General features: G+C 56.7%; 25 protein-coding genes. 10 read left to right on the forward strand and 15 right to left on the reverse strand.

What is annotated here, in order from left to right; all coding sequences use genetic code 11:
• Positions 1-6: 6 nt before the first annotated feature.
• The 7 genes from aroB to pilM are packed head-to-tail and all read right to left on the reverse strand — an operon-like array spanning position 7 to position 6,578.
• Positions 7-1,098 (reverse strand): 3-dehydroquinate synthase, encoded by a 1,092-nt coding sequence (aroB, locus tag CFI10_RS17250; RefSeq protein WP_206836928.1) that lies wholly within the window; start codon positions 1,096-1,098, stop codon positions 7-9.
• A gap of 27 nt (positions 1,099-1,125) precedes the next feature.
• Positions 1,126-1,650, reverse strand: a complete 525-nt coding sequence (gene aroK / locus CFI10_RS17255; protein WP_277987731.1) for a shikimate kinase AroK — start codon at positions 1,648-1,650, stop codon at positions 1,126-1,128.
• Between the two features lie 18 nt (positions 1,651-1,668).
• On the reverse strand, positions 1,669-3,798 hold the full coding sequence (locus CFI10_RS17260) for a type IV pilus secretin PilQ (protein ID WP_206836930.1): 2,130 nt from the start codon (positions 3,796-3,798) through the stop codon (positions 1,669-1,671).
• 5 nt (positions 3,799-3,803) lie between these two features.
• Positions 3,804-4,364 carry a pilus assembly protein PilP gene (locus CFI10_RS17265; protein ID WP_206836934.1) on the reverse strand — a complete coding sequence of 187 codons (561 nt, stop codon included), beginning with the start codon at positions 4,362-4,364 and terminating at the stop codon, positions 3,804-3,806.
• Entirely contained in the window at positions 4,348-4,953 is a 606-nt protein-coding gene (locus tag CFI10_RS17270; RefSeq protein ID WP_206836937.1) for a type IV pilus inner membrane component PilO, read from the reverse strand. Before CFI10_RS17270 ends, CFI10_RS17265 begins: the two co-directional genes overlap by 17 nt.
• A complete protein-coding gene (locus tag CFI10_RS17275; protein ID WP_206836940.1) occupies positions 4,953-5,501 on the reverse strand; it encodes a PilN domain-containing protein in 549 nt (182 codons plus the stop codon). The genes CFI10_RS17270 and CFI10_RS17275 overlap by 1 nt, the downstream gene beginning before the upstream one ends.
• A gap of 18 nt (positions 5,502-5,519) precedes the next feature.
• Positions 5,520-6,578, reverse strand: coding sequence for a type IV pilus assembly protein PilM (gene pilM, locus CFI10_RS17280; protein ID WP_206836943.1), 1,059 nt, complete (start codon positions 6,576-6,578; stop codon positions 5,520-5,522).
• Positions 6,579-6,735: 157 nt separating this feature from the next.
• On the opposite strand from pilM, the gene CFI10_RS17285 reads away from it, so the two are divergent.
• Positions 6,736-9,186: a penicillin-binding protein 1A gene (locus tag CFI10_RS17285; RefSeq protein WP_206836946.1), complete on the forward strand. Its 2,451-nt coding sequence runs from the start codon at positions 6,736-6,738 to the stop codon at positions 9,184-9,186.
• A 70-nt stretch (positions 9,187-9,256) separates the two neighbouring features.
• Here the strand turns inward: CFI10_RS17285 and CFI10_RS17290 are convergent, their stop codons facing one another.
• From CFI10_RS17290 to rpmE, 3 genes are all read right to left on the reverse strand, one after another.
• Complete coding sequence (locus tag CFI10_RS17290) at positions 9,257-10,519, reverse strand: malic enzyme-like NAD(P)-binding protein (protein WP_206836949.1); 1,263 nt, start codon at positions 10,517-10,519, stop codon at positions 9,257-9,259.
• Positions 10,520-10,618: 99 nt separating this feature from the next.
• Positions 10,619-11,422: a thermonuclease family protein gene (locus tag CFI10_RS17295; protein ID WP_206836952.1), complete on the reverse strand. Its 804-nt coding sequence runs from the start codon at positions 11,420-11,422 to the stop codon at positions 10,619-10,621.
• Positions 11,406-11,621: a 50S ribosomal protein L31 gene (rpmE, locus tag CFI10_RS17300; protein WP_206836955.1), complete on the reverse strand. Its 216-nt coding sequence runs from the start codon at positions 11,619-11,621 to the stop codon at positions 11,406-11,408. The genes CFI10_RS17295 and rpmE overlap by 17 nt, the downstream gene beginning before the upstream one ends.
• A gap of 256 nt (positions 11,622-11,877) precedes the next feature.
• Between rpmE and CFI10_RS17305 the strand changes: the two genes are divergently transcribed.
• The 9 genes from CFI10_RS17305 to CFI10_RS17345 all read left to right on the forward strand — a co-directional run bounded on the left by CFI10_RS17305 (position 11,878) and on the right by CFI10_RS17345 (position 21,481).
• On the forward strand, positions 11,878-14,076 hold the full coding sequence (locus tag CFI10_RS17305) for a primosomal protein N' (RefSeq protein ID WP_425270412.1): 2,199 nt from the start codon (positions 11,878-11,880) through the stop codon (positions 14,074-14,076).
• A gap of 81 nt (positions 14,077-14,157) precedes the next feature.
• The gene (argS, locus tag CFI10_RS17310; protein ID WP_206836958.1) at positions 14,158-15,915 is read left to right on the forward strand and encodes an arginine--tRNA ligase; all 1,758 of its coding nucleotides are present in this window, start codon (positions 14,158-14,160) and stop codon (positions 15,913-15,915) included.
• A gap of 2 nt (positions 15,916-15,917) precedes the next feature.
• Complete coding sequence (locus CFI10_RS17315) at positions 15,918-16,547, forward strand: SPOR domain-containing protein (protein WP_206836961.1); 630 nt, start codon at positions 15,918-15,920, stop codon at positions 16,545-16,547.
• A gap of 76 nt (positions 16,548-16,623) precedes the next feature.
• Positions 16,624-17,163, forward strand: a complete 540-nt coding sequence (gene hslV / locus CFI10_RS17320) for an ATP-dependent protease subunit HslV (RefSeq protein WP_206836964.1) — start codon at positions 16,624-16,626, stop codon at positions 17,161-17,163.
• Positions 17,164-17,165: 2 nt separating this feature from the next.
• On the forward strand, positions 17,166-18,503 hold the full coding sequence (gene hslU / locus CFI10_RS17325; RefSeq protein WP_206836967.1) for an ATP-dependent protease ATPase subunit HslU: 1,338 nt from the start codon (positions 17,166-17,168) through the stop codon (positions 18,501-18,503).
• Positions 18,504-18,550: 47 nt separating this feature from the next.
• On the forward strand, positions 18,551-18,931 hold the full coding sequence (locus CFI10_RS17330; RefSeq protein ID WP_206836971.1) for a gamma-butyrobetaine hydroxylase family protein: 381 nt from the start codon (positions 18,551-18,553) through the stop codon (positions 18,929-18,931).
• A 77-nt stretch (positions 18,932-19,008) separates the two neighbouring features.
• Positions 19,009-19,767 carry a bifunctional demethylmenaquinone methyltransferase/2-methoxy-6-polyprenyl-1,4-benzoquinol methylase UbiE gene (gene ubiE, locus CFI10_RS17335; protein ID WP_206836973.1) on the forward strand — a complete coding sequence of 253 codons (759 nt, stop codon included), beginning with the start codon at positions 19,009-19,011 and terminating at the stop codon, positions 19,765-19,767.
• Positions 19,768-19,781: 14 nt separating this feature from the next.
• On the forward strand, positions 19,782-20,408 hold the full coding sequence (locus tag CFI10_RS17340; protein ID WP_206836977.1) for a ubiquinone biosynthesis accessory factor UbiJ: 627 nt from the start codon (positions 19,782-19,784) through the stop codon (positions 20,406-20,408).
• Positions 20,409-20,440: 32 nt separating this feature from the next.
• Positions 20,441-21,481 (forward strand): acyltransferase family protein, encoded by a 1,041-nt coding sequence (locus tag CFI10_RS17345; RefSeq protein ID WP_206836981.1) that lies wholly within the window; start codon positions 20,441-20,443, stop codon positions 21,479-21,481.
• 1 nt (position 21,482) lies between these two features.
• On the opposite strand, the gene CFI10_RS17350 is transcribed toward CFI10_RS17345, so the two are convergent.
• The 5 genes from CFI10_RS17350 to iscB form a co-directional block, all read right to left on the reverse strand.
• Complete coding sequence (locus CFI10_RS17350; RefSeq protein WP_206836984.1) at positions 21,483-21,896, reverse strand: CopD family protein; 414 nt, start codon at positions 21,894-21,896, stop codon at positions 21,483-21,485.
• Positions 21,897-21,953: 57 nt separating this feature from the next.
• Positions 21,954-22,622 (reverse strand): fumarylacetoacetate hydrolase family protein, encoded by a 669-nt coding sequence (locus tag CFI10_RS17355; protein WP_206836987.1) that lies wholly within the window; start codon positions 22,620-22,622, stop codon positions 21,954-21,956.
• A gap of 72 nt (positions 22,623-22,694) precedes the next feature.
• Positions 22,695-23,435 carry a hypothetical protein gene (locus CFI10_RS17360; protein ID WP_242530038.1) on the reverse strand — a complete coding sequence of 247 codons (741 nt, stop codon included), beginning with the start codon at positions 23,433-23,435 and terminating at the stop codon, positions 22,695-22,697.
• Positions 23,392-24,462 carry an RNA-guided endonuclease InsQ/TnpB family protein gene (locus tag CFI10_RS19295; RefSeq protein ID WP_242530039.1) on the reverse strand — a complete coding sequence of 357 codons (1,071 nt, stop codon included), beginning with the start codon at positions 24,460-24,462 and terminating at the stop codon, positions 23,392-23,394. Before CFI10_RS19295 ends, CFI10_RS17360 begins: the two co-directional genes overlap by 44 nt.
• 60 nt (positions 24,463-24,522) lie before the next feature.
• Positions 24,523-25,239, reverse strand: coding sequence for an RNA-guided endonuclease IscB (gene iscB, locus CFI10_RS17370; protein WP_242530040.1), 717 nt, complete (start codon positions 25,237-25,239; stop codon positions 24,523-24,525).
• Between the last annotated feature and the right edge of the window lie 295 nt (positions 25,240-25,534).

The raw sequence follows: 25,534 nt of genomic DNA on the forward strand, positions 1-25,534 counted from the left end.
GTCCTGTTATCCGATCCGCCCCAGTGACTGGCCACAGATCAGAGTTTGTTCAAGTTTGTTCGCAGCAAAGTCAGCCGTTACGACACCCTGTCCAAGCTGCTGCAACAGAACAAGACGCAAGTTTCCATCAATCACCTTTTTGTCCACCGCCATCAGCTCTATAAATCGCTCACAGCTCATCGTTTCGGGTGGTGCGACAGGCAACCCTGCCGCTATCAGAAGGCGTTCGACACGGGCAAGCTCTGCTTCGCCTATCCAACCCTCTCGGGCTGAAAGGTTGGCGGCCATCAGCATCCCGGCCCCAACCGCTTCACCGTGTAACCAATTACCGTACCCTTGGTCGGTTTCGATGGCATGGCCGAAGGTGTGCCCGAGATTCAGCAGCGCCCTGATACCTGACTCTCGCTCATCCTGCGCTACAATCTCAGCCTTGATTTCACATGAGCGATAGATGGCGTACGCGAGCGCTTCAGGATCACGTGCTCGCAGCGCCGGCATGGCGGACTCCAACCAATCGAGAAATTTGGCATCATGAATCAAACCGTACTTGATCACTTCCGCCAGACCGGCAGACAGTTCACGCTCCGGTAGACTGCCAAGTACATCTGTCGCCGCCAATACAGCCTGAGGCTGATGAAAAGCTCCGATCATGTTCTTGCCAAGTGGATGATTTACGCCTGTCTTGCCACCAACAGACGAGTCGACCTGCGACAGCAATGTCGTAGGCACCTGGATAAAATTCACGCCTCGCTGGTAACTCGCCGCCGCAAAACCGGTCATATCACCCACAACACCACCGCCCAACGCAACCAGCGTAGTTGTTCGGTTATGCCGTTTTTCGAGCAACGCATCAAAGATCAGATTGACATGCTGCAGATCCTTGTATGCTTCACCATCCGGCAGAATTACGCTATCCACCTGTTTACCCGGAAACTGCTGCAACAGCGCGTCAAGATAGAGCGGAGCAACAGTCTCATTGCTGACCACCATCACCTGGCGGCCGTTGACATACGGTAGCAGCAGGTTTTGCTGCAACAGACCCTGGCCGATAAAAATGGGATAACTGCGGACGCCAAGATCGACCGTCAATGTCTGCATGAGAACAGTCTCCGGAAACAGAGTGAATCAGATTTTTTTCAGCGGCTGCTGTCGCTTCAGGAAACGAATAATATCATTTACCACGCCACGTGGGTGACGTCGATCAGTACGAATCAATAGATCGCAGCAGTCCCTGTAAAGCGGGTCACGCTGTTCAATCAGTTGCTCCAGTACAGCTCGCGGATTTTCTGTCTGCAAAAGAGGACGATTGCGGTCTTTTGCAGTACGCTCCAGTTGCTGCTCAATTGATGTCTGCAAGTAAACGACTGTACCTCTGCTTTGCAGGTTCCGTCGGTTAGCCTCACGCAAGACAGCACCACCACCGGTTGCCAGAATGATGTCATCTAACTGGGTCAGTTCATCAATGGCAGTTTCTTCACGTTGACGAAAGCCCTCTTCGCCTTCGACATCGAAAATCCACGGGATATTGGTTCCGGAGCGCGTCTCTATTTCACGGTCAGAATCGTGAAATTCCAACCCAAGCTCTTGAGAAAGTAAACGCCCTATGGTGCTTTTGCCAGCACCCATAGGGCCAATAAGGAAAACGTTCAAATTTTTACAACTCTGTTCTTATCGTCTGAGCGACTCTCGGATCATCTCGGGAGTAATAAAGATCAAGAGTTCGCGCTTTTCAGCATTGTTCGAGCGGGTTTTGAATAGATTACCAATGACTGGAATATCACCCAGCACTGGGGTCTTCGAAACATTGTTTCTTGATTCAGTCTCAAGAATACCTCCGAGCACCAGTGTTTCGCCATCGCCAACAACAACTGTGGTAGACAGCTCCTGCTTGTTGATGATGATGTTATCAAACAAAGTGCCACCTAAAGAGTCCTTGTTAATCAGAATATCCATGGAGATTTTCCCACCAGGAATAATTTGAGGGGTAACTTCCAATTTAAGCACAACATCCTTGTACTCAATCGAAACAGTGCCATCCTCTGTTTTCTGAACAGGAACCTCTTGACCCGCCTGAATGATGGCTGTTTTGCCATTCGTTGTCAGCACTTTCGGCTGAGACAGGATATCAACCTTATTGTCAGTCTGAAGAGCGGACAACTCTGCCGACAACAGTAATGAATTGTTAATAAACCCAATAGCTATCGAAGATTGCGGTGTCACCCCCATATCTACCATCAGATTACCAGGAATAGTATCTGTCGAGTCGACAAAAGGTGTTGAAGGTGCGTTTGGTGACCCACCTATCTTCCACTGATGGTTATCACCGCCGCCGACAACACCAGCCCCCCACCGGATACCCAACTCCTTGGTATTGTTCACCTCTGCTGTTACGAGCCTCGCTTGTACCATAATTTGCTCAATTTCAACATCAAACCGCTTAATGGTACGCCTTATTTGCTCCATCTGCTTCGCAGTGTCGCGGATCATCAGAAGACTGGTTTCATCATCTGCAACAACGAACCCCCTTTCAGATATCAGTTGCGCTTCTGTTAAACGCTCCCGAATTTCAGAGGCCTTGCGATAGTCGATCTGGATAAAATCAGTCACTAAGGGTGCGAGTTCTTTCTCCTGCTGCTGGCTCTGCATTTCCAACGCTTCACGCTCAGAAATCTCAGACGCAGTACCCACAAGCAATACATTACCTGCCTCACGCTTATCCAAACCTTTGGTTTTCAGCACAATATCCAGCGCCTGATCCCAAGGCACGTTTTTCAAACGCAGCGTGATACTTCCTTGAACATTATCGCTGACCACCAGGTTCTTCTCGGCGACTTCGGCAATGATCTGAAGCACCGTGCGAACTTCAACATTTTGGAAGTTCAGGTCGATTTTCTCGCCGGTATAGGGGAACAAATTTCGCTGCTCATCCTGCTCCTGACGGGTAAGAGGCTTGAAATCCACAACCAGCTGGTTACCACTCTGATATGCCATATAATCATAGGGCTCAGCCGAAGGCTTGATCAGGATAGTGGCATTTTCGCCCTTCACCATCGAGTCGATGAACAACACTGGTGTAGCAAAGTCCTGTACATCCAGGCGCTGCTCAAGTGCATCAGACAGCCCTGCACCCAGCAGATTTATAACGACATTATTACCCTCTTCAACGATATCAAGGCCAGACTGAGAGTCTGTTAAATCAATAGTCACTCGACCACGATTGCCATCGATGCGCTGAAAGTCGATGCCCCGGACTCGGGTGCGATCATCTGCTGCTGCCGGCATGCGGGCCCCTTCACGCGGCACAGCTGCTGGCGCTGCAGTAATTACTGGCGCACTGGTTCCGCGTACGATATCTGCACTCTGACCACCCAGTTCAATAAACAGACTGTTGTTTTCGGTATAGGTTTTGTAGCTGGCAGAACCCGTCAGGTTGGTAACGATGCGCAGGCGCCCGTTGGCTTCTGCAAAGTGCAGGCTGTCAACATCACCTGATTTGACAGAGAGCATCTTGCGTGCCATTTCATTACGTGCGCCCCAGAAGTCCATCACTAGCCGTGGAGGGCTCTCGATCATGTAGGCCTTGGGTACCGGTGGCGGAACATCAAAATCGAGCCGTACTTCTACCTTTTTACCGGGCAGAGAGACGAAGGAGGCACTCTTCAGTGCTGCATCCTGGGCCTCTGCCGTACGCCCAATGAGGGCCAGCGCCAGCACACTCAGCAGGAGCCAGAAACAAGCCTGGCGTCCGGTCTGCATCCGGTGGTTTTCGGTCCGTCTGTATGTATTCACGGTCTGCATCCTTATCAATCCTGCTCTTCAATATTCAGAGTACGGGGACGTTTCATCCAACCGCCTCGTCCGTTGGAGATAATTTCTACAAGTTCCAGCCTGCGCTCGCCAACCGAGACAATTTCACCATAGTCATTGCCTAGGTAGTTGCCAGTTGTAACCCGATGCACCTCATTGTTAGGGTCCTTGATCAATGCCCACAAGACTTCGCTCCTCGGAACGGTGATAGTACCTACCATCGTCAGCTTATCCACAGAGAAGCCTTCCAGGTACTCCTTGGGCCGTTCGGCATCAGGAGCAAGGTTATCTTCCGCCGTAAAGTCTCGTTCAGAGCCATCGTTTCGAATCAGTGGCCTGAAGGGGTCCCGAAGACTTGCCCCCTCATACACAAAGCTTTCATAGGGCTTGAATGTTGGCAGAGGTTCGACCTTGCCACTGGGGTTCGCTCGCTGCTCCTGGGTGTAACGCTCCAAGTCTTCGGTGTCATCCACCCAAATACAGCCTGACAAAGGCAACAACAGCAACAGGGTCAGCCCAAGACGCACTACCTGTCCTTCCTTATTTCGTATCATCATAGCGGTATGTCTTCGCGCTGATTTCCATGGTCAAACCGTTATCTCCGCCGGGTTTGAGCGAAAAGTCGTGCAGTGTGACAATACGTTTGATCGCCGCCACACCGCTGACAAATTCACCCATCTGGTGATAGTTGCCACGTACCAGAATGCGTATGGGCAACTCGACGTAGAACTGTTCGCGCTTCTCAGGCTGCAAGGCGATCAAGTCAAACTCCAGACCCGCTGAGCGCCCTATTTCAGTAATGTCTTCCAGCAGACCGGGTACCTCTTTGTCAGTCGGAAGCTGCTTCAGCAGCTCGGCGAACCGACTCTCCACATCCGCCATCTGTTTGCGCAAAGCATCAAGGCTGGCGACCTGAAAAGCCTTGCGCTGATATTCCTCTTTCAGCTCCTGCTCTTTGGTCATTTCACGCTCCACGGCAACGTGCTTATCCTTGATCAGTACGTAAATGCCAGCCCCCACAATAATGGCAAATACAAGAATGTAGACAATAGCCTTGATACCAACGGGCCAGTTACCCGCCTGATTGACATCAACATTATTGACATCAAAGCCTTGGAAGGCTTTTTTGAGACCGCTCATTTGCATCAGTTGGCCTCCTCTGCTTTCGGGCGGGTCATACCTGCCTTCATATTGAAGCGCTTCAGGCCTTCAGACTTGTCGACTCGGCTCAAGTCAGGTTCGCTGAACCAGATTGATCCATCCAAGCGTCGCATCAAGGAAGATACGTCATTGTTATCTTCAGCAAGGCCATCGATAGTAATAACCTCTCCTCGGCGCACAAGACTCTGGTAGTAGATGCCGTCTGGCAGCACCCGAACCATTTCATCGAAGTTTCGCACTATAACCGGGCGATTGCCCTGCAACTGCTGGATCGCATTGAGGCGCTCCAGAAGACGTTCACGCTTGGCACGAAGCTCTTGAATTTCCTTGATTTTCTGGTCCAGCTTGACGACTTCGGCACGGAGGTAATTGTTACGCACATCCTGCCGATCAGCTTGAAGGTCGTAGTAGTAACTGACGCCCAGCACGACAACCACACCGAGCAGCGCCGCACCGACCATATTGCCGATAAAACGCTTCTGCAGCTTTTCGTTGCGTTCTTCGCGCCAGGGTCTTAGGTTAATACGCGCCATACATAATCCCTGTGATCCCTAAATTTCGAAGCTTCGTTGAGCCAGCCCGCACGCCTTCAAGAGAGTTGGGGCATCCTTTTCCAGTCGGGCCGTATTGATCTTGGGTCCGATCTGCATGGTATCGAAAGGGTTGGCAACCCGTGTTGTCACACCGATCTCTTCTTCAATCATTTCGGACAACCCCTTCAGACCTGAAGTGCCACCAGCCAAGTAGAGCTTACTCAGCTGCCCCTGGGAACCGGAGGAATAATAAAACTGCAGCGCACGCGACACCTGTTGCACCACACTCTGACGGAACGGCAAAACCAGGATCTCCATGGTTTCGGCGTCGAGCTTTCCAGTACTGAGGAGCCTCTCAACTTCAGCCACTTCAATACCCTTATGCTGATGGACCATATTGGTCAGATCATTACCGCCGAACGCCTGCTCGCGGTTATAGATGATGCGATTGCCACGAAACACATTGAGCGTCAAAGTGGCTGCGCCTATATCAACCACTCCAACAACGGCACTCGCGTCTATTTCTGACTCAAGCAAAGGCAACGTGCGTTCAATAGCATAAGTGTCGATATCAACCACTGCACAGTTCAGACCTGAGCCGTTAATGGCATCTTCACGACTATCCACATCATCACGACGACAGGCCACGAGTAGTATTTCGTTCAACCCAGGAGCCTTGTTAACTGGACCGAGCACTTCAAAGTCCAACGCAACCTCGTCCAGCGGGTAAGGAATGAACTGGTCTGCCTCAACCTGTACCTGATCCTCTAGGTCCAAGCCTGCAAATGTATTACTTATCTCAAGACGCTTGGTTATGACAGCGGAGGAAGGCACTGCAGTAACGGCGTGCGTCAATCTGACGCCACACGTCTTGAGGCCACGCTCAATTGCATCCGATACTGCCGAAGGGATCTCCACATTACCATCAACGACCGCCGTAGGTGGCAACGGCGCTATCGCATAGCCTTCAATCTGATATGACTGTCCATGTTTTGTGAGTGCTACCAACTTGACAGAAGAGGACCCGATATCCACTCCCACCCAGCCAGCAGACTTTTGCTTGAATAAGCTGAGCACGACATTTTCCTTATATCAATCAGGTGAAGTCCCGCAAACGCTAACAATGTAGCCTGATTCGGGCGCGATTTAAACTGTCGGTTTACTGTAGACCAGCTGGCATACACCTATATAATGACCCAGCTCTATTTTTTTACCGAATTTTTCTAAGGTTAGCATGCGAATTTTAAGCCGCTTGTTCAAATGGTTCCTCATCTTGTCGCTGATCGGCGTCATTCTTGGCACCGCCGCACTTGCAGGAGTCTATTACTATTTCAGCCCGCAATTACCGGATGTGCAAACTTTACGCGACGTAAAGTTTCAAACGCCACTACGGATCTTCTCGGTCGACGACAAACTGATCGCCGAATTCGGCGAAAAAAAACGCGTACCGGTCAGCTACGAGCAGATCCCGACCGACTTCGTTCACGCATTACAGGCGGCTGAAGATGCACGGTTTTTCGAGCATTTCGGCATCGACATCAAGGGTTTGAGCCGGGCAGCCTTTCAGTTAGCCTCAACCGGTGCCATCCAGAGTGGCGGCTCGACCATCACCATGCAGGTGGCGAAAAACTTCTTCCTCACTCGCGAACAGACATTCAAACGCAAGTTTATCGAGATTCTACTGGCTCTGCAGATCGAAACCAAGCTCAGCAAGCAGGAAATCATGGCGCTCTATGTAAACCAGATTTATCTGGGGCACCGCGCCTACGGCATCGAAGCAGCCGCCAACACCTACTATGGATCGAGCATCGACCAGCTCAATTTGGCTCAGCTTGCCATGATTGCCGGTCTTCCCAAGGCTCCCTCCGCGTTCAACCCGATCACCAACTCTGCTCGTGCAACCACCCGACGTGACTGGATTCTGGGACGAATGCTTGAGCTGGGCTACATTGACAGCACACGACACGCCGAAGCCATCGCCTTTGTGGACAATGCACGCTACCACCGCAGCGATATCGAGCTTGATGCCCCCTATATTGCCGAGATGGTACGCCAGCAACTGTTTGAGCGGTATGGCGAAGCACTGTATACCGATGGCTACCGCGTCTGGACAACGGTGTACAGTCACCAGCAACAGGAAGCGACTGATGCTCTGCGACGGGGACTCCTCGCCTACACCGATCGTCACGGCTACCATGGTGCTGAAGCCAGCCTGGATCTAGACAGCCTCAGCAGTGAAGCTGACCAGCTCAACCAGCTGCGCCAATACCCCACCTTTGCTGGCCTGGAGCCAGCATTGGTCAAGTCCGTGACGAACAACTCCGCTCAACTGCTGCTGGGTAGCGGCGAGCCGGCCGAACTGAAATGGGACGGCATCAAATGGGCACGCCCTTTCCGCAGCGTACACTGGACCGGGCCGACCCCCCAAAAGGCAACCGACGTACTTTCGGCAGGCGATATCATCCGCGTGATGCCCGACACCGACGGCACGTTGCGCCTGACCCAAATGCCGCAGGTTCAAGGCGCTCTGGTCGCCCTGAACCCTCAGGATGGCGCCATACGCTCACTGGTTGGCGGCTTCAGCTTCTATCACAACAAGTTCAATCGCGCGACTCAGGCCTACCGCCAGCCAGGCTCCAGCATCAAGCCCTTCTTATATACCGCTGCGCTTGAGAACGGCTTCACACCCGCCTCCATCATCAATGATGCCCCTATCGTGTTTCACGATGTAAGCCTTGAAGGCAACTGGCGCCCTGAAAATGACAATGGCGAGTTCAACGGCCCCATGCGCCTGCGCGAAGCCCTGTACCGATCACGCAACCTGGTATCGATTCGCATCATGCGCGCACTGGGTATCGAACAGGCCCGTGAATACATGCTCAGGTTCGGCTTCGAGCCCGATAAACTGCCTGCCAACCTGTCACTCTCGCTTGGCAGCGCCAGCGCCACTCCATTGCAGATTGCACGCGGTTATGCTGCCATTGCCAATGGCGGCTATCTGGTAGAGCCCTATCTGATCGATAGAATCGAGAATGCCGAAGGCGAAGTGCTGGAGCAGGCCAATCCCGTAACGGTATGCCACAACTGTGATGCACCCAACATCGAAGCCACAACTGCAACAGCGGTTTTGACCGATACCTCCGAGCCAATGCCTGCTGCAGCATCACAGGGCTCTACAAACGCACCCACACCTGTTGCACCTCGCGTCATCAGCGAGCGCAATGCATTTCTGATCTACGATGTGATGCGCGACGTAATTACACGTGGCACTGGCACGCGAGCTCGCGTCCTGGAACGCTCAGACCTGGCAGGCAAAACCGGTACTACCAATGAGCAAAAGGACACCTGGTTCAGCGGTTTCAGCCCCGATCTGGTGACAACGGTATGGGTTGGCTTTGACCAGCCCTCCCCCCTTGGACGAGGCGAGTACGGCAGTAGCACCGCCCTGCCGATCTGGATCGACTACATGGAAGAGGCGCTTGCCGGGCTGCCTGATCGCCCCCCTGCTGCGCCTGAAGGCGTTGTCCGCATCGCCATCGATCCGGCCAGCGGCCTGCGTGCCTGGCCCGGTCAGAGCAATGCGATCAGCGAATACTTCCGCACCGAGGATGTCCCCACGGAAACAGCCCGCAGCCCAGAGCAACAGATGCAGGCACCACCAACCGAGGCCATTTTCGGCTACTAGCCCACGCTTGCATTGGACATTAAAAAACCGCCAGCTGGCGGTTTTTTAATGTCCGTATTTCAGTCCGTGATCAGATGTCTTTCACGCTCTGAATCGGGTAGTGCGAGGGCATCGGCAGACGCGCAACACCGGTATCGACTGCAGCCTGGGCGACCGCATTGGAGATTGCACCCAGCAGACGCGGGTCAGTCGCCTTCGGCAGGATATACTCACGACCGAATTCCATCTCCATAAGGTTGTAGGCATTCAACACTTCCTGCGGAACCGGCTGCTTGGCCAGATCAGCCAGCGCACGCACGGCTGCCGCTTTCATCTCTTCGTTGATGGCGGTTGCACGAACGTCCAGCGCGCCACGGAAGATGAACGGGAAGCCCAGCACGTTGTTCACCTGGTTCGGGTAGTCTGAGCGACCGGTTGCCATGATCACATCAGAGCGAGTCGCGCGCGCCAGATCCGGCTTGATTTCAGGATCCGGGTTGGCACAGGCGAAGACGATCGGATTGTCAGCCATTTTCAGCAGGTTTTCCGGTGACAACAGATCCGGACCAGACAGGCCTACAAATACGTCAGCGCCGGTGACGGCATCTTCCAGCGTGCGCTTGTCGGTCTCGGTCGCGAAAGCGGCCTTTTCCGGAGTCAGATCATCACGACCCGAGTGGATAACACCCTTGCGGTCGATCATGTAGATGTTCTCGACTTTGGCACCCATATTGATCAGCAGCTTCATGCAGGCACTGGCAGCAGCACCGGCACCCAGACACACGATCTGCGCATCGGCCAGTTTCTTGCCGGCCAGCTCCAGTGCGTTGATCATGCCGGCAGCCGTTACGATGGCCGTACCGTGCTGATCGTCATGAAAGACCGGAATCTTGCAGCGCTCGATCAGAACACGCTCGATCTCGAAGCACTCCGGCGCCTTGATATCTTCCAGGTTGATGCCACCGAATGTTTCAGCAATGCGCGCAACAGTGTCGATGAACGCCTGCGGGCTTTCTGCATCGACTTCGATATCGATTGAATCAATACCGGCAAAGCGCTTGAACAGCAGCGCCTTGCCTTCCATGACCGGCTTGGAAGCCAGAGGCCCCAGATCACCCAGACCCAGGATCGCGGTACCGTTGGAGATAACAGCAACCAGGTTGCCTTTGGCGGTGTAACGGTAAGCCGCATCAGGATCCTTCGCGATTTCACGCACGGGCTCGGCCACACCCGGAGAGTAGGCCAGAGAAAGGTCGCGGGAAGTCTCAGCGGAGGTGGTAAGCTCTACACTGATCTTACCCGGACGAGGGAACTCGTGGTAATCGAGGGCGGCTTGTTTGAAATCTTGAGACATGGTTGCTGTTTCCAACTAAGGTTGTAAATAGACGGTCTTGCATCATATATAAAAGCCATATAGACAACAACCGCACTTTAGGCGATGCAAATATAGACTTCAGTTGGCCTGAAGGTGCCGGTCTGCGGTAATTCTGAGCAGCCAGCGCTGCTGGCCATGACTCAGCCGATTCTGCCGCTGCAGGCGATCCTGCACCCAGCCACGGGCTTCGATCCGGTCCCCCACCTGCATTCGCGCATGATCTGCCCCAAGTTTTTCCGGCAGAAACAGGGCCAGATGATCATCCAGATCGATGTAGTAGCCGGCACGGGCTTGCGTGATTCGGCTGATACGCCCCCTGACCAGTGCAAAACCGGGTTTATCAATTTCCATTGCAGCACGAGGCGCGCGCCGCCACACACCTTCAGATGCAATGCGTGCAGGCGTTTCTGCGCTGAAAAGACAATCGGCAAGGCGGGTATTGGCACCCACGGCCAGAGCAAAGCCCAGCCCCTGCTGCAACATTTTTTCCGCTATCAGTTCATCGCGCCAATACAGGTGTGCCAGCAACCGGCCATAGCGATCCTGACGCTCAACCCCGGGCAGGAGGTAGACCTGCTGACCCTTTACGCGCCGCTCAAGCCAACGACCCGCCTCACGCGCACCGGGCTGATCAGGGCGCCCGTCACGCCCGATTTCAGGTGTATCAATCCCGATCAGCCGCACCCGCTGCCCTGACTTCAGACGGACGGTATCTCCGTCATATACGTGCACGACTTCGGCATCAAAGCCACCCGGCAGCAGCGGGCATTGTGCCCAGGCCGCAGGAGACAACAGAAGCCAAAACGCGGATACAAAAAAGGCACCCACATGGAGTGCCTTTTTTGATGTGCGCTGGCGCAGTCGATTAAGACTTGAAGCCACGACCACCGAAACGCTTGTTGAAGCGGTCAACACGGCCGCCAGAAGTCGCTTCTTTCTGCTTGCCGGTGTAGAACGGGTGGCACTGGCTGCACACGTCGACCAGCATGTCCTGACCCATGGTAGAGCGGGTGTTCATCACGTTGCCGCAAGAGCAGGTGATGGTAACTTCGTTGTATTCCGGATGGATACCAGCTTTCATCTTGAACCTCGATAAAATTGGCGTGCCGCCACCCGGTCGTATTCATTGACGCCAGGCACCGCACATTTAATAGTCAGCGCTCCAATAGCAGAGCACCGCGATGCTTACAGTTAAGGCGCGAAATTATACGCAGCCGACCCTCTGCGAGCAAGCCAATTCGCGCGCACCGTTCAACCATTCCCTGTAACGCTCAAAAGCCCTAGACTCGAGGCCACAGCATTGCCGACCGACACCCTTCACTGACAGGACCCCGATCTTGATCTACCGCGTCGCCATTCCAACGCCTCTGCACCGGCTGTTCGACTACCGACCGCCCCTGAATGGGGCCTGTGCCCAGCCGGGTTGCCGAGTACGGGTCCCCTTTGGCCGGCGCGAGGCCATTGGCATTCTGGTCTCGATCGAGCACACCAGTGAGTTCCCCCTCGACAAGCTCAAGCCGGTCAGCGAGGTACTGGATCAGGCTCCGGTATTCAGTGATGTCCTGTTTGCGCTGACACGCTGGGCCGCCGGCTACTATCAACACCCTCTTGGCGATGCGCTGCAACAGGCCCTGCCAATACTGCTGCGCCAGGGACAGCCTGCACGCTTTGCACACCAGACACTGTGGCAAGCAGCCCCCGGCGCAACACTGGAGACCGTCAGTGCGCGTGCATTCCGTCAGCGAGAGCTGCTGCAACTGCTGCTGGAGCATCCCGGCGGCATCAGCACAGATGCTCTGCGTGCCGAAGGCGGTGATCCGGCACTGCTCAAATCGCTGCAGCAGAAGGGACTCGCACAGTCATTCGAGCACCACCCTGACCTGCCGCATGCCGACCTCACCGACGGGGTTATCCGTGAAGCGCCACTGACACTGCATGATGAGCAGGCACAGGCGGTTGAGGCCATTCGAGCGGCACAGGGTTTCAGCCCTCTGTTGCTTGAGGGCGTCACCGGCTCAGGCAAGACCGAGGTCTATCTGCAGGCGATTCAGTCCTGCCTTGAGCGCGGCCAGCAGGCACTGGTACTGGTACCCGAGATCGGCCTGACGCCACAGACACTGTCCCGTTTCAAGGCACGTTTTCGGGTGCCGGTGCTGGCACTGCACTCCGGCATGACCGACCGCCAGCGCCTGGATGCCTGGCTCTGGGCAGATGAAGGCAGCGCCCGCATTCTGATCGGTACGCGTTCAGCCATTTTCACGCCCCTGAGCCGTCCCGGCCTGATCATTGTGGACGAAGAGCATGACAGCTCGTTCAAGCAGCAGGACGGATTTCGCTACCATGCCCGCGATCTGGCGATTTTCCGCGCCAATCAGCTCAAGATCCCCGTTGTACTGGGCAGCGCCACTCCGTCACTGGAGAGCCTGCAGAACGCACGCAGTGGTCGCTATCAGCATCTGCACCTGACCCGTCGCGCCGGCAATGCCACCCCTCCCGTATTCAAACTGCTGGACATTCGACAGCAGACGCTGGACGCCGGTCTCTCGGCAGCGTTGATCAGCCAGATCCGATCACATCTTGATCAGGGCACCCAGGTGTTGCTGTTCCTGAACCGACGCGGCTTCTCACCGGCGTTGATCTGCCACGACTGTGGTACTCCGGTCGACTGTACCCGCTGCGATGCGCGCATGACCCTGCACCGTCAGCCCCCCCACCTGCATTGCCATCACTGCGATCGTCAAACACCCATTCCACGCTCTTGCGCTCAGTGCGGCAGCAACCAGCTGCGACCCGCCGGCAGCGGCACCGAAAGGGTAGAAGATCGCCTGCAGGTACACTTTCCTGACACCCCCGTATTGCGGGTCGATCGCGACAGCACTCAGCGCAAGCACGCGCTGGAGCGAATCATGCAGCAGGTACATCAGGGCGAGCCCTGCATTCTCGTGGGCACCCAGATGCTGGCCAAAGGGCATCATTTCCCCAAGGTAACGCTGGTAGCAGTGCTGGATGCGGATGCGGGCCTGTTCAGTGCGGACTTTCGCGGCATGGAAAAAACCGCTCAATTGATTCTGCAGGTCGCCGGTCGTGCAGGTCGTGCCGATCACCCCGGTGAAGTGGTGCTGCAAACCCTGCATGCAGAGCACCCGATGCTCAATACGCTGGTACACGCCGGCTATGAGGCCTTTGCCAGCGAGGAGTTACAGCTGCGGCATGCCGGTTATCTGCCGCCCTTTTCCCATCACGCCCTGATCCGAGCCGAAGCCAACCGACAGGGGCTGGCTGAGAGCTTCCTGATCAGCCTGCGTGAACTCGCGCAACAGCAACAGCTGCTGCCCCAGGGCGTACAGTGCATCGGCCCCTTCCCGGCGGTAATGGAAAAGCGTGCCGGCCTGTTCCGCGCCCAGATGCTGCTGCAAAGCCCGCACCGTCCCGCGCTGCAGCATGCGCTGCCACTGCTGACCGGGCTGATGCAGGAGCACCCTGAAGCACGCCGGGTACGCTGGAGTATCGACGTCGATCCCATTGACAGTTACTGATTGGCAATTGACCACAGCGAGGCCGTATAATACTCGGTTTATTGCATCATTCTGATCTTCAATTCCAGCCAGAGTACCCCGATGAAAGAACAGATTGCCCAGTTGATCGAAACGGCGCTCGCCTCCCTGATAGCTGACGGCACCCTGCCGGCCGATATCGCACCGAGCATTCAGGTGGAGAACACTCGCGACAAGTCGCATGGTGACTTTGCCAGCAACATCGCCCTGACTCTGGCCAAGCCTGCCCGACGCAATCCGCGCGAACTGGCGCAGCAGATCTGTGCCGCACTGCCTGCCTCCAACAGCGTTGAAAAAACCGAGATTGCAGGCCCCGGGTTCATCAACTTCTTCGTCAGCCAGGCGTCCATCTTTACCGTCGTCGGCGATATTCTTGAGCAGGGTGACGCGTTCGGTCGCGGACAGCCCAATACCGGACCACGGGTTCAGGTGGAATTTGTGTCCGCCAACCCCACCGGTCCGCTGCATGTGGGACATGGTCGCGGTGCCGCCTATGGTGCGACCGTGGCCGACCTGCTGGAAGCGGCCGGGGTTGAAGTCGAGCGCGAATACTACGTCAACGATGCCGGTCGTCAGATGAACATTCTCGCAGTCAGCGTCTGGCTGCGCTATCTGGAGCTGAACGACCAGGAACTGACCTTCCCCAGCAACGGCTACCAGGGCTACTACATCCGTGATATTGCTCATGATCTGTTGAAAGCACATGGCGATCGCTTCAACGTCCCCGTTGCCGAGCTGTTCTTCGACATCGTTGCCGATGAGCCTGCCGGTGGCGACAAGGAACTGCATATCGATGCACTGATCGAGCGCGCACAGCAGATGCTGGCTGATGACTACGAACATGTCTTCAACGCAGGTCTTGACGCCATTCTGGGTGATATCCGTGAGGATCTGTCCGAATTCGGTGTTGATTATCAGGTCTGGTTCTCCGAGCGCTCACTGACCCACAGCGGCGATGTTGAACGTGCACTGGAGCAACTGGAAGCGCGGGGCTATCTGTATGAGCAGGAGGGCAACCTCTGGTTCCGCTCCACCGATTTCGGCGACGACAAGGACCGTGTGGTCAAGCGCGCCAACGGCCAGACCACCTATTTTGCATCCGATATTGCCTACCACATGAACAAGTTCGAGCGCGGATTTGATCAGGTGGTCAACATCTGGGGTGCCGATCATCACGGCTACATCACCCGCGTCAAGGCGGCGATTCAGGCGCTGGGATACGATCCCGAAAAGCTGGTGGTCAAACTGGTTCAGTTTGCCATCCTCTACCGTGGCAGTGAGCGTGTACAGATGTCCACGCGATCCGGCTCTTTCGTCACCCTGCGCGAGCTGCGCAATGAAGTGGGCAACGATGCCTGCCGCTTCTTCTATGTGACCCGCAAGGCCGATCAGCATATGGATTTCGATCTGGAACTGGCCAAATCCGAGTCCAAGGACAACCCGGTGTACTACATTCAGTACGCCCACGCCCGTGTCTGCTCGGTACTGCGCAAGCTGGAAAGCGAAGGCATGGCCTGGGACAAGGCCGCCGGTCTTGAGGCACTGGAGCGACTGGAGAGTGAAACCGAAAAGGATCTGGTGATGCAGCTGGGCAAATACCCGGAAACCCTGCAGCACGCGGCACTCAACTTCGAGCCGCACGTGCTGGCCAACTATCTGCGTGATCTGGCAGGTGATTTCCACACCTGGTACAACGGCCACAAGCTGATCATCGACGATACCGAGCTGCGTAACGCCCGTCTGACGCTGAGCGTGGCCGTGCGTCAGGTGCTGGCCAACGGCCTGAAGCTGCTGGGTGTATCCGCACCGGAGCAGATGTAAGCATGGCAAAACAGGACTACGGCCAGAAGCGTCGCAGCGGCAGCAGCGCCAGTCGCAAGCCGGCACGCCAGCCAGCACCGCGGCGTGCACCTCCTCCGCCCCCCCCCCGACGTCTGCCTCTGGGCCTGACGCTGGTCACTCTGGCGGTGGTAGCCGGGCTGGCTTATCTGCTGTACTTCCTGCTGAATACGCCTCCGGACGCTGCCGCACCGGCAACAGAACCGGCCGCCAAAGCGGTGCAGCCAGCACCTGCCAAACCGGCAGTCAAATCCGAGCCGGTGCCGGTGGTCGAGCCGAAGGAAAGCCGTTTCGAGTTTTACGAGAAGCTGCCCAAGGCAGAAATCGTGGCACCCAAGGTCGAGGCCTACAAGTCAACGCCCAAAGACGCCGTTATGGAGCACCGCTATCTGCTGCAGGCAGGATCCTTCCGCGACCCGGCCGATGCCGAGCGTATGCGGGCCCGGCTGATCCTTGAAGGGCTGCCGGGTGTACGCACTGACCGCAGCGAAGGCAGCAACGGTACCTGGTATCGAGTCCGCATCGGGCCGTTTGATAACCGGACCGCCATGAACCAGGCCAGCAACCGACTCGGCAAGCTGAGCATCATCCCGATGGAAGTCCGGATCGACTGATCCGGGCTTCCCCCTTGAAATCCACCCGCATGCATCCATATCTCTTTCAATTATCGGGCTGAAGGATTTTTCTGTTATGACAACGATAGTATCAGTACGCCGTGGCGATCAGGTTGTGGTCGGCGGTGACGGTCAGGTTTCGCTTGGCAATACCGTGATGAAAGGCAGTGCACGCAAGGTCAATATGCTGGCCAAGCACAAGGTGATCACCGGCTTTGCCGGGGGCACTGCCGATGCCATCACCCTGCGCGACCTGTTCGAGCAGCAACTGGACAAACACCAGGGCAATATTGTCAACGCCGTGATTCATCTGGCTCGCGAATGGCGTTCCGACCGGGTTCTGCGCCGGCTGGAGGCTCTGATGCTGGTTGCGAATCATGAAAAGACCTATCTGATTTCCGGCAATGGTGACGTGATCGAGCCCGAAGATGGCGTTATCGCCATCGGCTCCGGTGGCAACTTTGCCCTCGCCGCCGCCCGCGCACTGGTGGACAACACAGACCTGAGTGCCCGTGAGATTGTTGAAAAAAGCCTGCACATTGCGGCCGGCATCTGTGTCTTCACCAACGACAACCTGACCATCGAACAACTGGCGAACAGCCGCGAGGAGAAGTGAATATGTCCAACATGACCCCGCGCGAAATCGTGCATGAGCTTAACCGCCACATCATCGGTCAGGACGATGCCAAGCGCTCTGTCGCCATCGCGCTGCGCAACCGCTGGCGCCGCATGCAGTTGAATGAAGAACTGCGACCGGAAGTGACACCGAAAAACATCCTGATGATCGGCCCCACCGGCGTGGGCAAGACCGAAATCGCCCGTCGCCTGGCCAAACTGGCCAATGCCCCCTTTATCAAGGTGGAAGCCACCAAGTTCACTGAGGTGGGCTACGTGGGCCGTGATGTGGAAACCATCGTGCGCGACCTGACCGAGATGGCCGTGAAGATGGTGCGCGAACAGGCGATGGAGCAGGTGCGCTTCCGTGCCGAAGAAGCCGCCGAAGAACGTATTCTGGATGCCCTGCTGCCGCCAGCCCGCCCGACCGGCTTTGGTGACGAGCCGCAGCCGAGCAAGACCGACAGCGCCACCCGTCAGGTATTCCGCAAGAAACTGCGTGAAGGCCAGCTGGATGACAAGGAGATCGATGTCGAAGTGGCTCAGCCGCAGGTGGGTGTCGAGATCATGGCCCCTCCGGGCATGGAAGAGATGACCAGCCAGCTGCAGAACATGTTTTCCAACCTGGGGCAGGAGCGCAAGAAAAGCCGCCGCCTGAAGGTCAAGGAAGCGTTCAAGCTGCTCACCGATGAGGAGGCCGCGGCACTGGTCAAGGAAGAAGAGACCAAGCAGAAAGCGGTCGAGATGGTGGAACAGAACGGTATCGTGTTCCTCGACGAGATCGACAAGGTGTGCAAGCGCTCCGACAACGGCAGTGGTGATGTCTCCCGCGAAGGCGTACAGCGTGACCTATTGCCGCTGATTGAGGGCTGCACCGTCAGCACCAAATATGGCATGGTGAAAACCGATCATATTCTGTTTATCGCCTCCGGTGCCTTCCATCTGGCGCGTCCGTCAGACCTGATCCCCGAGCTGCAGGGCCGCCTGCCGATCCGTGTCGAGCTGAATGCACTGACGCCAGAGGACTTCCGTCGCATTCTCACCGAACCCAAGGCATCACTGACCGAGCAGTACAAGGCGCTACTGGCCACCGAAGGTGTCAGCATCGACTTCAGCGACGACGGTATCGCCCGCATCGCCGAGCTGGCGTTCCAGGTCAACGAAAAGACCGAGAACATCGGTGCGCGCCGCTTGCACACCATGATGGAGCGTCTGCTGGATGAGCTGTCCTACATGGCCTCCGACAAATCGGGTGAAACCGTTCTGATCGATGCCGCGTATGTGGATCAGCAACTTGGCGAGTTGAGCCAGGACGAGGACCTGAGTCACTACATCCTCTGATGACAACCCGGCCGGGGCACCGTGCCCCGGCATACCGGAGCCACACCATGACCATACAGGTTCCCCTGCCCTCCGATATCCGCCTGCACCTCAAGTCTCGCACCCTGGAGCTGGTTTATGCCGATGGCACCTTTGAACTCACGGCCGAGTTCCTGCGGGTACACTCACCCTCTGCCGAAGTACGCGGCCACGGCATCGGCAACGGTGTACTGCAGACCGGCAAAAAGCATGTTGGCATCAAGGGTGTTGAACCCGCCGGCAACTATGCGCTGAAAATCACGTTTGATGACGGTCATGACTCCGGGCTGTACACCTGGGAATATCTGCATGACCTGGCCCATAATCAGGCCGACTACTGGCAGCGCTACCTGGATCAGCTCAAGGCCGCCGGTGCCTCCCGCGACAACGGTCTGATCGCGCGTGGCTAGTCCCCGCAACCGGTGCGACAAACGCCGACATGCGGAGTAGAATGCCCTCTAACAGAGTTTAAGTCGGACAGAACAGCATGTCAGAGCAGAAAGAGAACAAGACCACTCACTTCGGCTATCAGGATGTACCGGTTGAAGAGAAGGTTAAACGTGTGGCCGATGTTTTTCACTCGGTTGCAGGCAAGTATGACCTGATGAATGACCTGATGTCCGGCGGCGTTCACCGTCTGTGGAAGCGCATCACCATCGACCAAAGCGGTGTGCGCCGGGGCCACAAGGTGCTCGATATCGCCGGCGGAACCGGCGATTTGACGCGCAAGTTTGCCCGTATGGTGGGCCATGAGGGCAAGGTCATCCTGGCCGACATCAACGACTCCATGCTGAAGGTGGGCCGCGACAAGCTGCTGAATTCAGGCGTGGGCGGTAATGTGGAATATGTTCAGGCCAACGCCGAATGCCTGCCATTTGAAGACAACACCTTTGATGTCATCACCATCGCCTTTGGTCTGCGTAACGTGACCGATCAGAATGCGGCGATCGCCTCGATGCTGCGGGTCCTCAAGCCCGGCGGTAAGCTGATGATTCTGGAGTTCTCGAAGACCAATAACCCGGCCTTTACCAAGCTGTATGACTTCTATTCCTTCAACATCCTGCCGCAGATCGGCAAGGTGGTTGCGGGTGACGCCGACAGCTACCGTTATCTGGCCGAGTCGATCCGCAAACATCCGGATCAGGAAACGCTCAAGGGGATGATGGAGCAGGCCGGCTTCGTCAACTGTCGCTACCAGAACATGACCGGCGGCGTGGTCGCGCTGCATACCGGCATCAAGCCCTGAGCGGAGGTCTCTGCATGGTAACGGGGATGATCGGCGCAACACTGCTGACACTGGCAGAAGAAAGTCTCAACCGGATTCTGGCTCAGGACCCGCTTACACTGCAGCGGCTTGATGCCTTGTCAGGCCGCGAAATCGCCGTTCATTGCACCGCTCCCGAATTTCAGGTCTATCTGCTGCCTCACGCACAGGGCATCGACCTGCTGGGTCAAAGTGCCACGGCTGCTGATGTCACCCTGCACGGATCGGCACTTAACCTGATGCGCCTGCCCTCCGCCGGCAATGCGGTTCTGTTCGGGCAGGGTGTTCGTATCGAGGGTGACAGCGCCCTGGCGCACAAGCTGCAGCGGATTCTGGCCGACAGCCAAATCGATTGGGAAGCCTGGCTTGGCAATCTGATCGGCGATACGGCCGCACACCCGCTGGCACAATTGCTGCGCAACACGAGTCAGCAGCTGCAGCACACGGGTTCAAGCCTCATGCACAGCCTGGAAGAGTACCTGCACGAAGAAGCACGACTGCTGCCCACACGGGTCGAGATTGAAATCGCACAGGACGAGGTCGATGCCCTGCGCGCCGCCACCGATCGACTGGACGCCCGTATCAGCCGACTTGAACGGCTGCGTACCTCAGCGAAAGACTGACCTTCCTTGATGCCCTCCCCGAGACCCTTTGCATGAACACAGCAGCCAGTGCTGACCGCCTGAGTGCGCTGGATGCACTGCGCGGACTGGCCGCGCTGGCCGTGGTGCTGTTTCACTACATCTACTGGTATGACCGCCTGTACGGGCATAACTTTACCCCCTGGGCCCTGGTTGAAGCCGGTCGCTATGGGGTACACCTGTTCTTCATGCTCAGCGGTTTTGTCATATTCATGACACTGGAGCGCACCCCGGCCCCTCATCTGTTTGCCATGGCAAGGGCCTTTCGCCTGCTGCCGGCACTCTGGGCCAGCATAGCACTTACCTTTGCCAGCGTTCACTGGCTGGGGCCGGAAGACAGAGCCGTGAGCCTCGGCACAGCCCTGCTCAACACCACCCTGCTGCACGAGTACCTGGGCCTTGAACATGTGGACGGTGCTTACTGGAGCCTTGTGATCGAGGCCACTTTTTACGTCTGGATCGCACTGCTGCACTACGGGGTACGTGACTGGAAGCGTATTCGTCCGGTGTTATGGGGCTGGGTGCTGATCAGCTATGCCGCGGTACTGACATGGAAACAGATACCTGACAGCCTGGCGTTCATCCTCAAGGATTTGCTGTTCACCCGCTATGCGCCCCTGTTTATAAGCGGCATGCTGATCTACCGCTGGTACCGTCACGGCCGCCCGGACCTGACCGAGCAGGCGCTGCTGGCGGTGGCGATCGGGCACAGCCTGCTCAGCTACAAGACCCCGTTCAACCTGCTGGTGTTTGCCGGCTACGGCATTTTCATGCTGGCCGTAATCGGGCGGCTGGACTGGCTCTGTCGTGCACCCCTGCTCTGGCTGGGACGACTGTCCTACAGCCTGTATCTGGTGCATCAGAACATCGGTTACGGCATCATCTCTGCCGCCTACCGTGCAGGACTGCCCGGCTGGGTGGGGATCATACTGGCGCTGGTCGCGGCAGTTGGATTGGCCATGCTGATTCACCGGCTGATCGAACAACCGGCTCTCAGTTGGTTCAGAGGGCGATTCCGCCCCCATGCGAAAGTGGAAAGCACCGGAAGAGTTTAATTCAGAAGGGTTTGACCACAACGAAGATCAGAATGGGAATAAAGATCAGCAGCGGCAGTTCGTTATAGAGTCTGAAATAACGCCCGCTGCGCTGGAGCTCTCCACGCTGCATCTGTTTCAGATAGGCACGACACCAGAAGTGGTAGCCGATCAGAAAACCGACAAATAGCAGTTTCGCGTGCAACCAGCCACCACTCCAGCCATATCCCAGCCAAAGCCAGAGCCCCAGGGCCAGCGTAAATACGGCCATGATCGTCATAAAGCCGTAGAGCTTGCGCGCCATGATCTCCAGCCGGGATACATCCTGGCCGGCCTCTCGGCCCTCGACGTAGTGCACAAAGATGCGCGGCAGATAGAAAATACCGGCCATCCAGCTGGTCATTGCCAGTATATGAAGCATTTTGTACCAGAGCATGAAGTCTCCTTGATTGATCCTGCCACTATCTGAACATGCGCCGCCGTGCGGAACGTATCAGCGATTGTTGACCCGGGTATCGACCCGTAAAAGATCAACCAGTTCCACCCGCAGTTCGTCGCCCGGTCGTACCGGCCCAACCCCTGCCGGCGTGCCGGTCAGCACCACATCGCCCGGCAGCAGCGTAAACCATTGGCTGATGTAGCTCAGCAGCTTCAGCACAGGCGTGAGCATCCGGGCGCTGTTACCATCCTGACGTACCTCACCGTTGACGCTTAAACGGATCTGCACATCGGTCAGATCACCGGCTGTCGCCGGCGACAGAAATGCGGAGAGCGGGCAGGCACCATCAAATGCCTTTGATTTCTCCCAGGGATGCCCTTTCTGCTTGAGCTGATCCTGTACTTCACGCAGGGTCAGATCCAGCCCTACACCAATACCGGCAATGGCACGTTGGGCACGCTGTTCATCCGCCTGAGTCAGGGTTTCGCCAATCAGCACCGCCAGTTCAGTCTCGAAATGCACGGCGCCCAAACCGGCAGGAATATCGAAGGGCTCTTCCAACGGTACCAGCGAGGTGACTGGTTTGATAAACAGAATCGGCTCGGTCGGCACCGGGTTGTTCAGCTCTTTGGCATGGTCGGCATAGTTGCGTCCGACACACACCACCTTGCCTGTGGGTAACTCAATCAGGCTGGCATCGGCGTTGCGGTGTTGATAACTCATCAGATTTTGCGCGGGATACCCGGTACTTTTAGTGCCGGGAGGGATAGCGCGTCACCCAAAAGGTGACGTGGATTACGCCACCGCGTCTCCCGCTCCTCCTTTGTTGTTGATGGATGGTGTGTAGTGATAGCCGTAGCCATCACCGCGTTGTATCACGGTGCAGTGTTTGTGCGAGATGCCTTGCACCGCACCCTGTTCTGTTTGGATGTTGAAGCTGCCAGTCTTGCGCACCGCCACACGTCCCGTGTGAGCGCCAGCTTTCTTGCCATTCGGCACCACGGCTTTTACCATGTCCCCGGTCTGAAAGCCGTGTACCTGCTTTTGGCGCATCAACACACCGCGCGGGAATCCAAACCGATTCAAGCGCGTGCGCTGATAGCTACCGCGCCCGGTGCATTTAATCATCAGCGTCGGCGCTGTCCAGTCGTGCAGCATGTCGAAAGCGCCCACACAGGCCGCATCGAGCGCATGGGTCTTGGGGACGCCCAAGCGCTGGCGGTTGTATTTAGTGCGGCCGCCGCTGGCTACTGCCACTGGCAAGCCAGTGGCAGTCTTAAGGGTATTGAACAGCGCCCAGCGCGTCGCATTGACCGCACTGGCATCGCGCAACGGTTGTTTGAGCTGGCGCTGTACGCGTCCCAGCCGTGCATCCGCTGACAGGCCGTTGGCTTTAAGGCGCTTTTTCAGGCCTTTACTCGTGGCGAAAAAGTCAGAGAGTGCCCAGCGGGCTTTTTCGCTATTGCAAGCGTTGCAGGCCAGATTGACATCCTCACCGCCCTGAAGAGACGGTGATTCCTCCTGCGAGACGCTCATGCCCGAGCGCGAGTATGTTCCTGGCCGCATTGATGTCGCGGTCGTGAGTGGCACCACACTCACAGGTCCATTCTCTTATTCCAAGACCGGCTCTACCTTTCGGACTGTTGGCGCTGATAGCGCCGCAACACGAACAGGTCTGGGTGGTGTAGGCTTCATTCACCGCCTGAAACACGATCCCGGCGCATGCGCTCTTATAGGACAGGAACTGTTTCAGCATCGCCCAGCCGGTGTCGTACACCGTCTTGGCGCTTTTACGGTTGCGGGTGAATGAACGAGACTTTACATCGCCGATGATGATCACGCCGCAGCGGTTCACCAGTTGGCGGCTGAACTTGTGCAAGGCGTCTTTGCGCCGATTGGCGATTTTGGCGTGGATCGCCTTCACGCGGGCTTTCTTGCGCGCCCGCTGGGCGCGGGCCAGCGCCGGCTCCAAATCGCGGTAGAAACGCGCGGCTTCCAGCGTGGTCCCATCCGAACACGTCGCCGTATCCTTGAAGCCAAGATCGATCCCGATCGCATCCTGACCGGCCGGAACCTCAGCCTCAACCTCAACGACCACATTGAGGTACCAACGGCCCCGCGCATCTTCGGAGAAGCTGCCGGCACGGAACCGGTACTGAGCCAGCCCGTAGCTGTCCCAGACTTTGAAGAAGTGGCCGTTGTGGTAAACCTGCCCCTGTTTCCAGGTCACGGCACCGGACTTGAACGGTATCCAGCCCAGCGAGCGGCGCACGCCGCCGCTCTTGCGCCATTGCAGCCGCGTCTTTTTGAACTGCTGTCGGCGGGTGACGTACTCACGGCCGACTTCCTGCACCGTATGGCTGTGCAGGCCGAGGTCTTTTCCGGCACCGTTGGTATAGGGCTGGATATCGTAGGCGGACAGAAACACACCGCGCTCACGGATGGAGCGTTGGCTCAGTTCGTTCACATAGTTCCAGACCTGATTGACCGACCACGCCATCTGCTGAAGCAGCGGCCGGTGGCGATCCTTGATCCGAACCTTGAGGGTTTTGGTGTGTTTCATACTGTGGAAGTATACAGCATTATCAAACCGGCTGCGCCGGTTGCGCTATCCTTCCCCGCACTAAAAGATACGGGGCTTGTCGCGCGTTGTGGTCAGGTTGCTAACGCGGTTAGAACCGCCCTGCGAACGCGGTACCACATGCTCGATTTCCACTGGGGTATCGGCGGTGCCGCAATACGCACACTCACGCCCCCATTTTTCCAGCAGGTACTCGCGGACCTCGTACCCCAATAGGGTGCCTTGCTGATACTCCACACCTGAGATTTCGGGGTTGTCGAGCTTTTGCGTGTCAAACCGCACCAGCTCCTGGCTGATGGCTGTTACAGGCGCCAAACGACTTAATCTGTTCACCCAGGCCGTGACGGTATCGACACGATGCTGCAAGCTTGGCGCCAGCCAGCCCTTGGGCTTGGTACGGTTTTTAAAGCGCGGCGCTCGGTAGCGCAGGTTGGCACTGCGGCGACGGCGCCGAAAAGCCGCCCGTTGCTGTAGTGCCTGTTTGATTTTGTAGCCACGATGTACCAGCTCGAACAGGCACAACAGATGCCGCTGCTCACTGTTCGCCTCACGCATCAGCGCCAACCCAGTGGTCTTACTGCCGGGGTCGATACCCAAGCATAGCGGCTGTGTCTCACCACCCACCCGATCTTTCAGTCGGATGGTAAACGGGTAGCGCTTATGCACCACCGCACGACCACGCTGCAGCAGCAACCGTGCACGCTTTTCGCTGCACGGCATCAACGGCTGCTTGTGCTTATCCCATACGAAAACCGCCATGCGATTTCTTCCTGATCAATACCCTTACGGGCCTGGTGTCGCGGGGCTTGCGCCCCGTCTCCCCTCGGGCATGTCGATAACCGGCTCCTGTGTTGCCACAGCGATCAGAACCTTTGGCGTTTTACCTTGCGCCTGCGTGATTCTGACCTTTCAGAGCTGCGAACTGAGGAAGCATTCGCAGGTGAGTCTTCGCGACCTGTTATCAACGTAGCGGACTGGTGTCCGCTTGCCCTGGTCAACCCGGCTTGTATTCACAAGCCCCTTCCTTTAGAGGGTGTCGCGAAAGGGGTAAAGC

This window comes from Marinobacterium iners (assembly GCF_017310015.1).
GTDB classification, from domain to species: Bacteria; Pseudomonadota; Gammaproteobacteria; order Pseudomonadales; family Balneatricaceae; genus Marinobacterium; species Marinobacterium iners.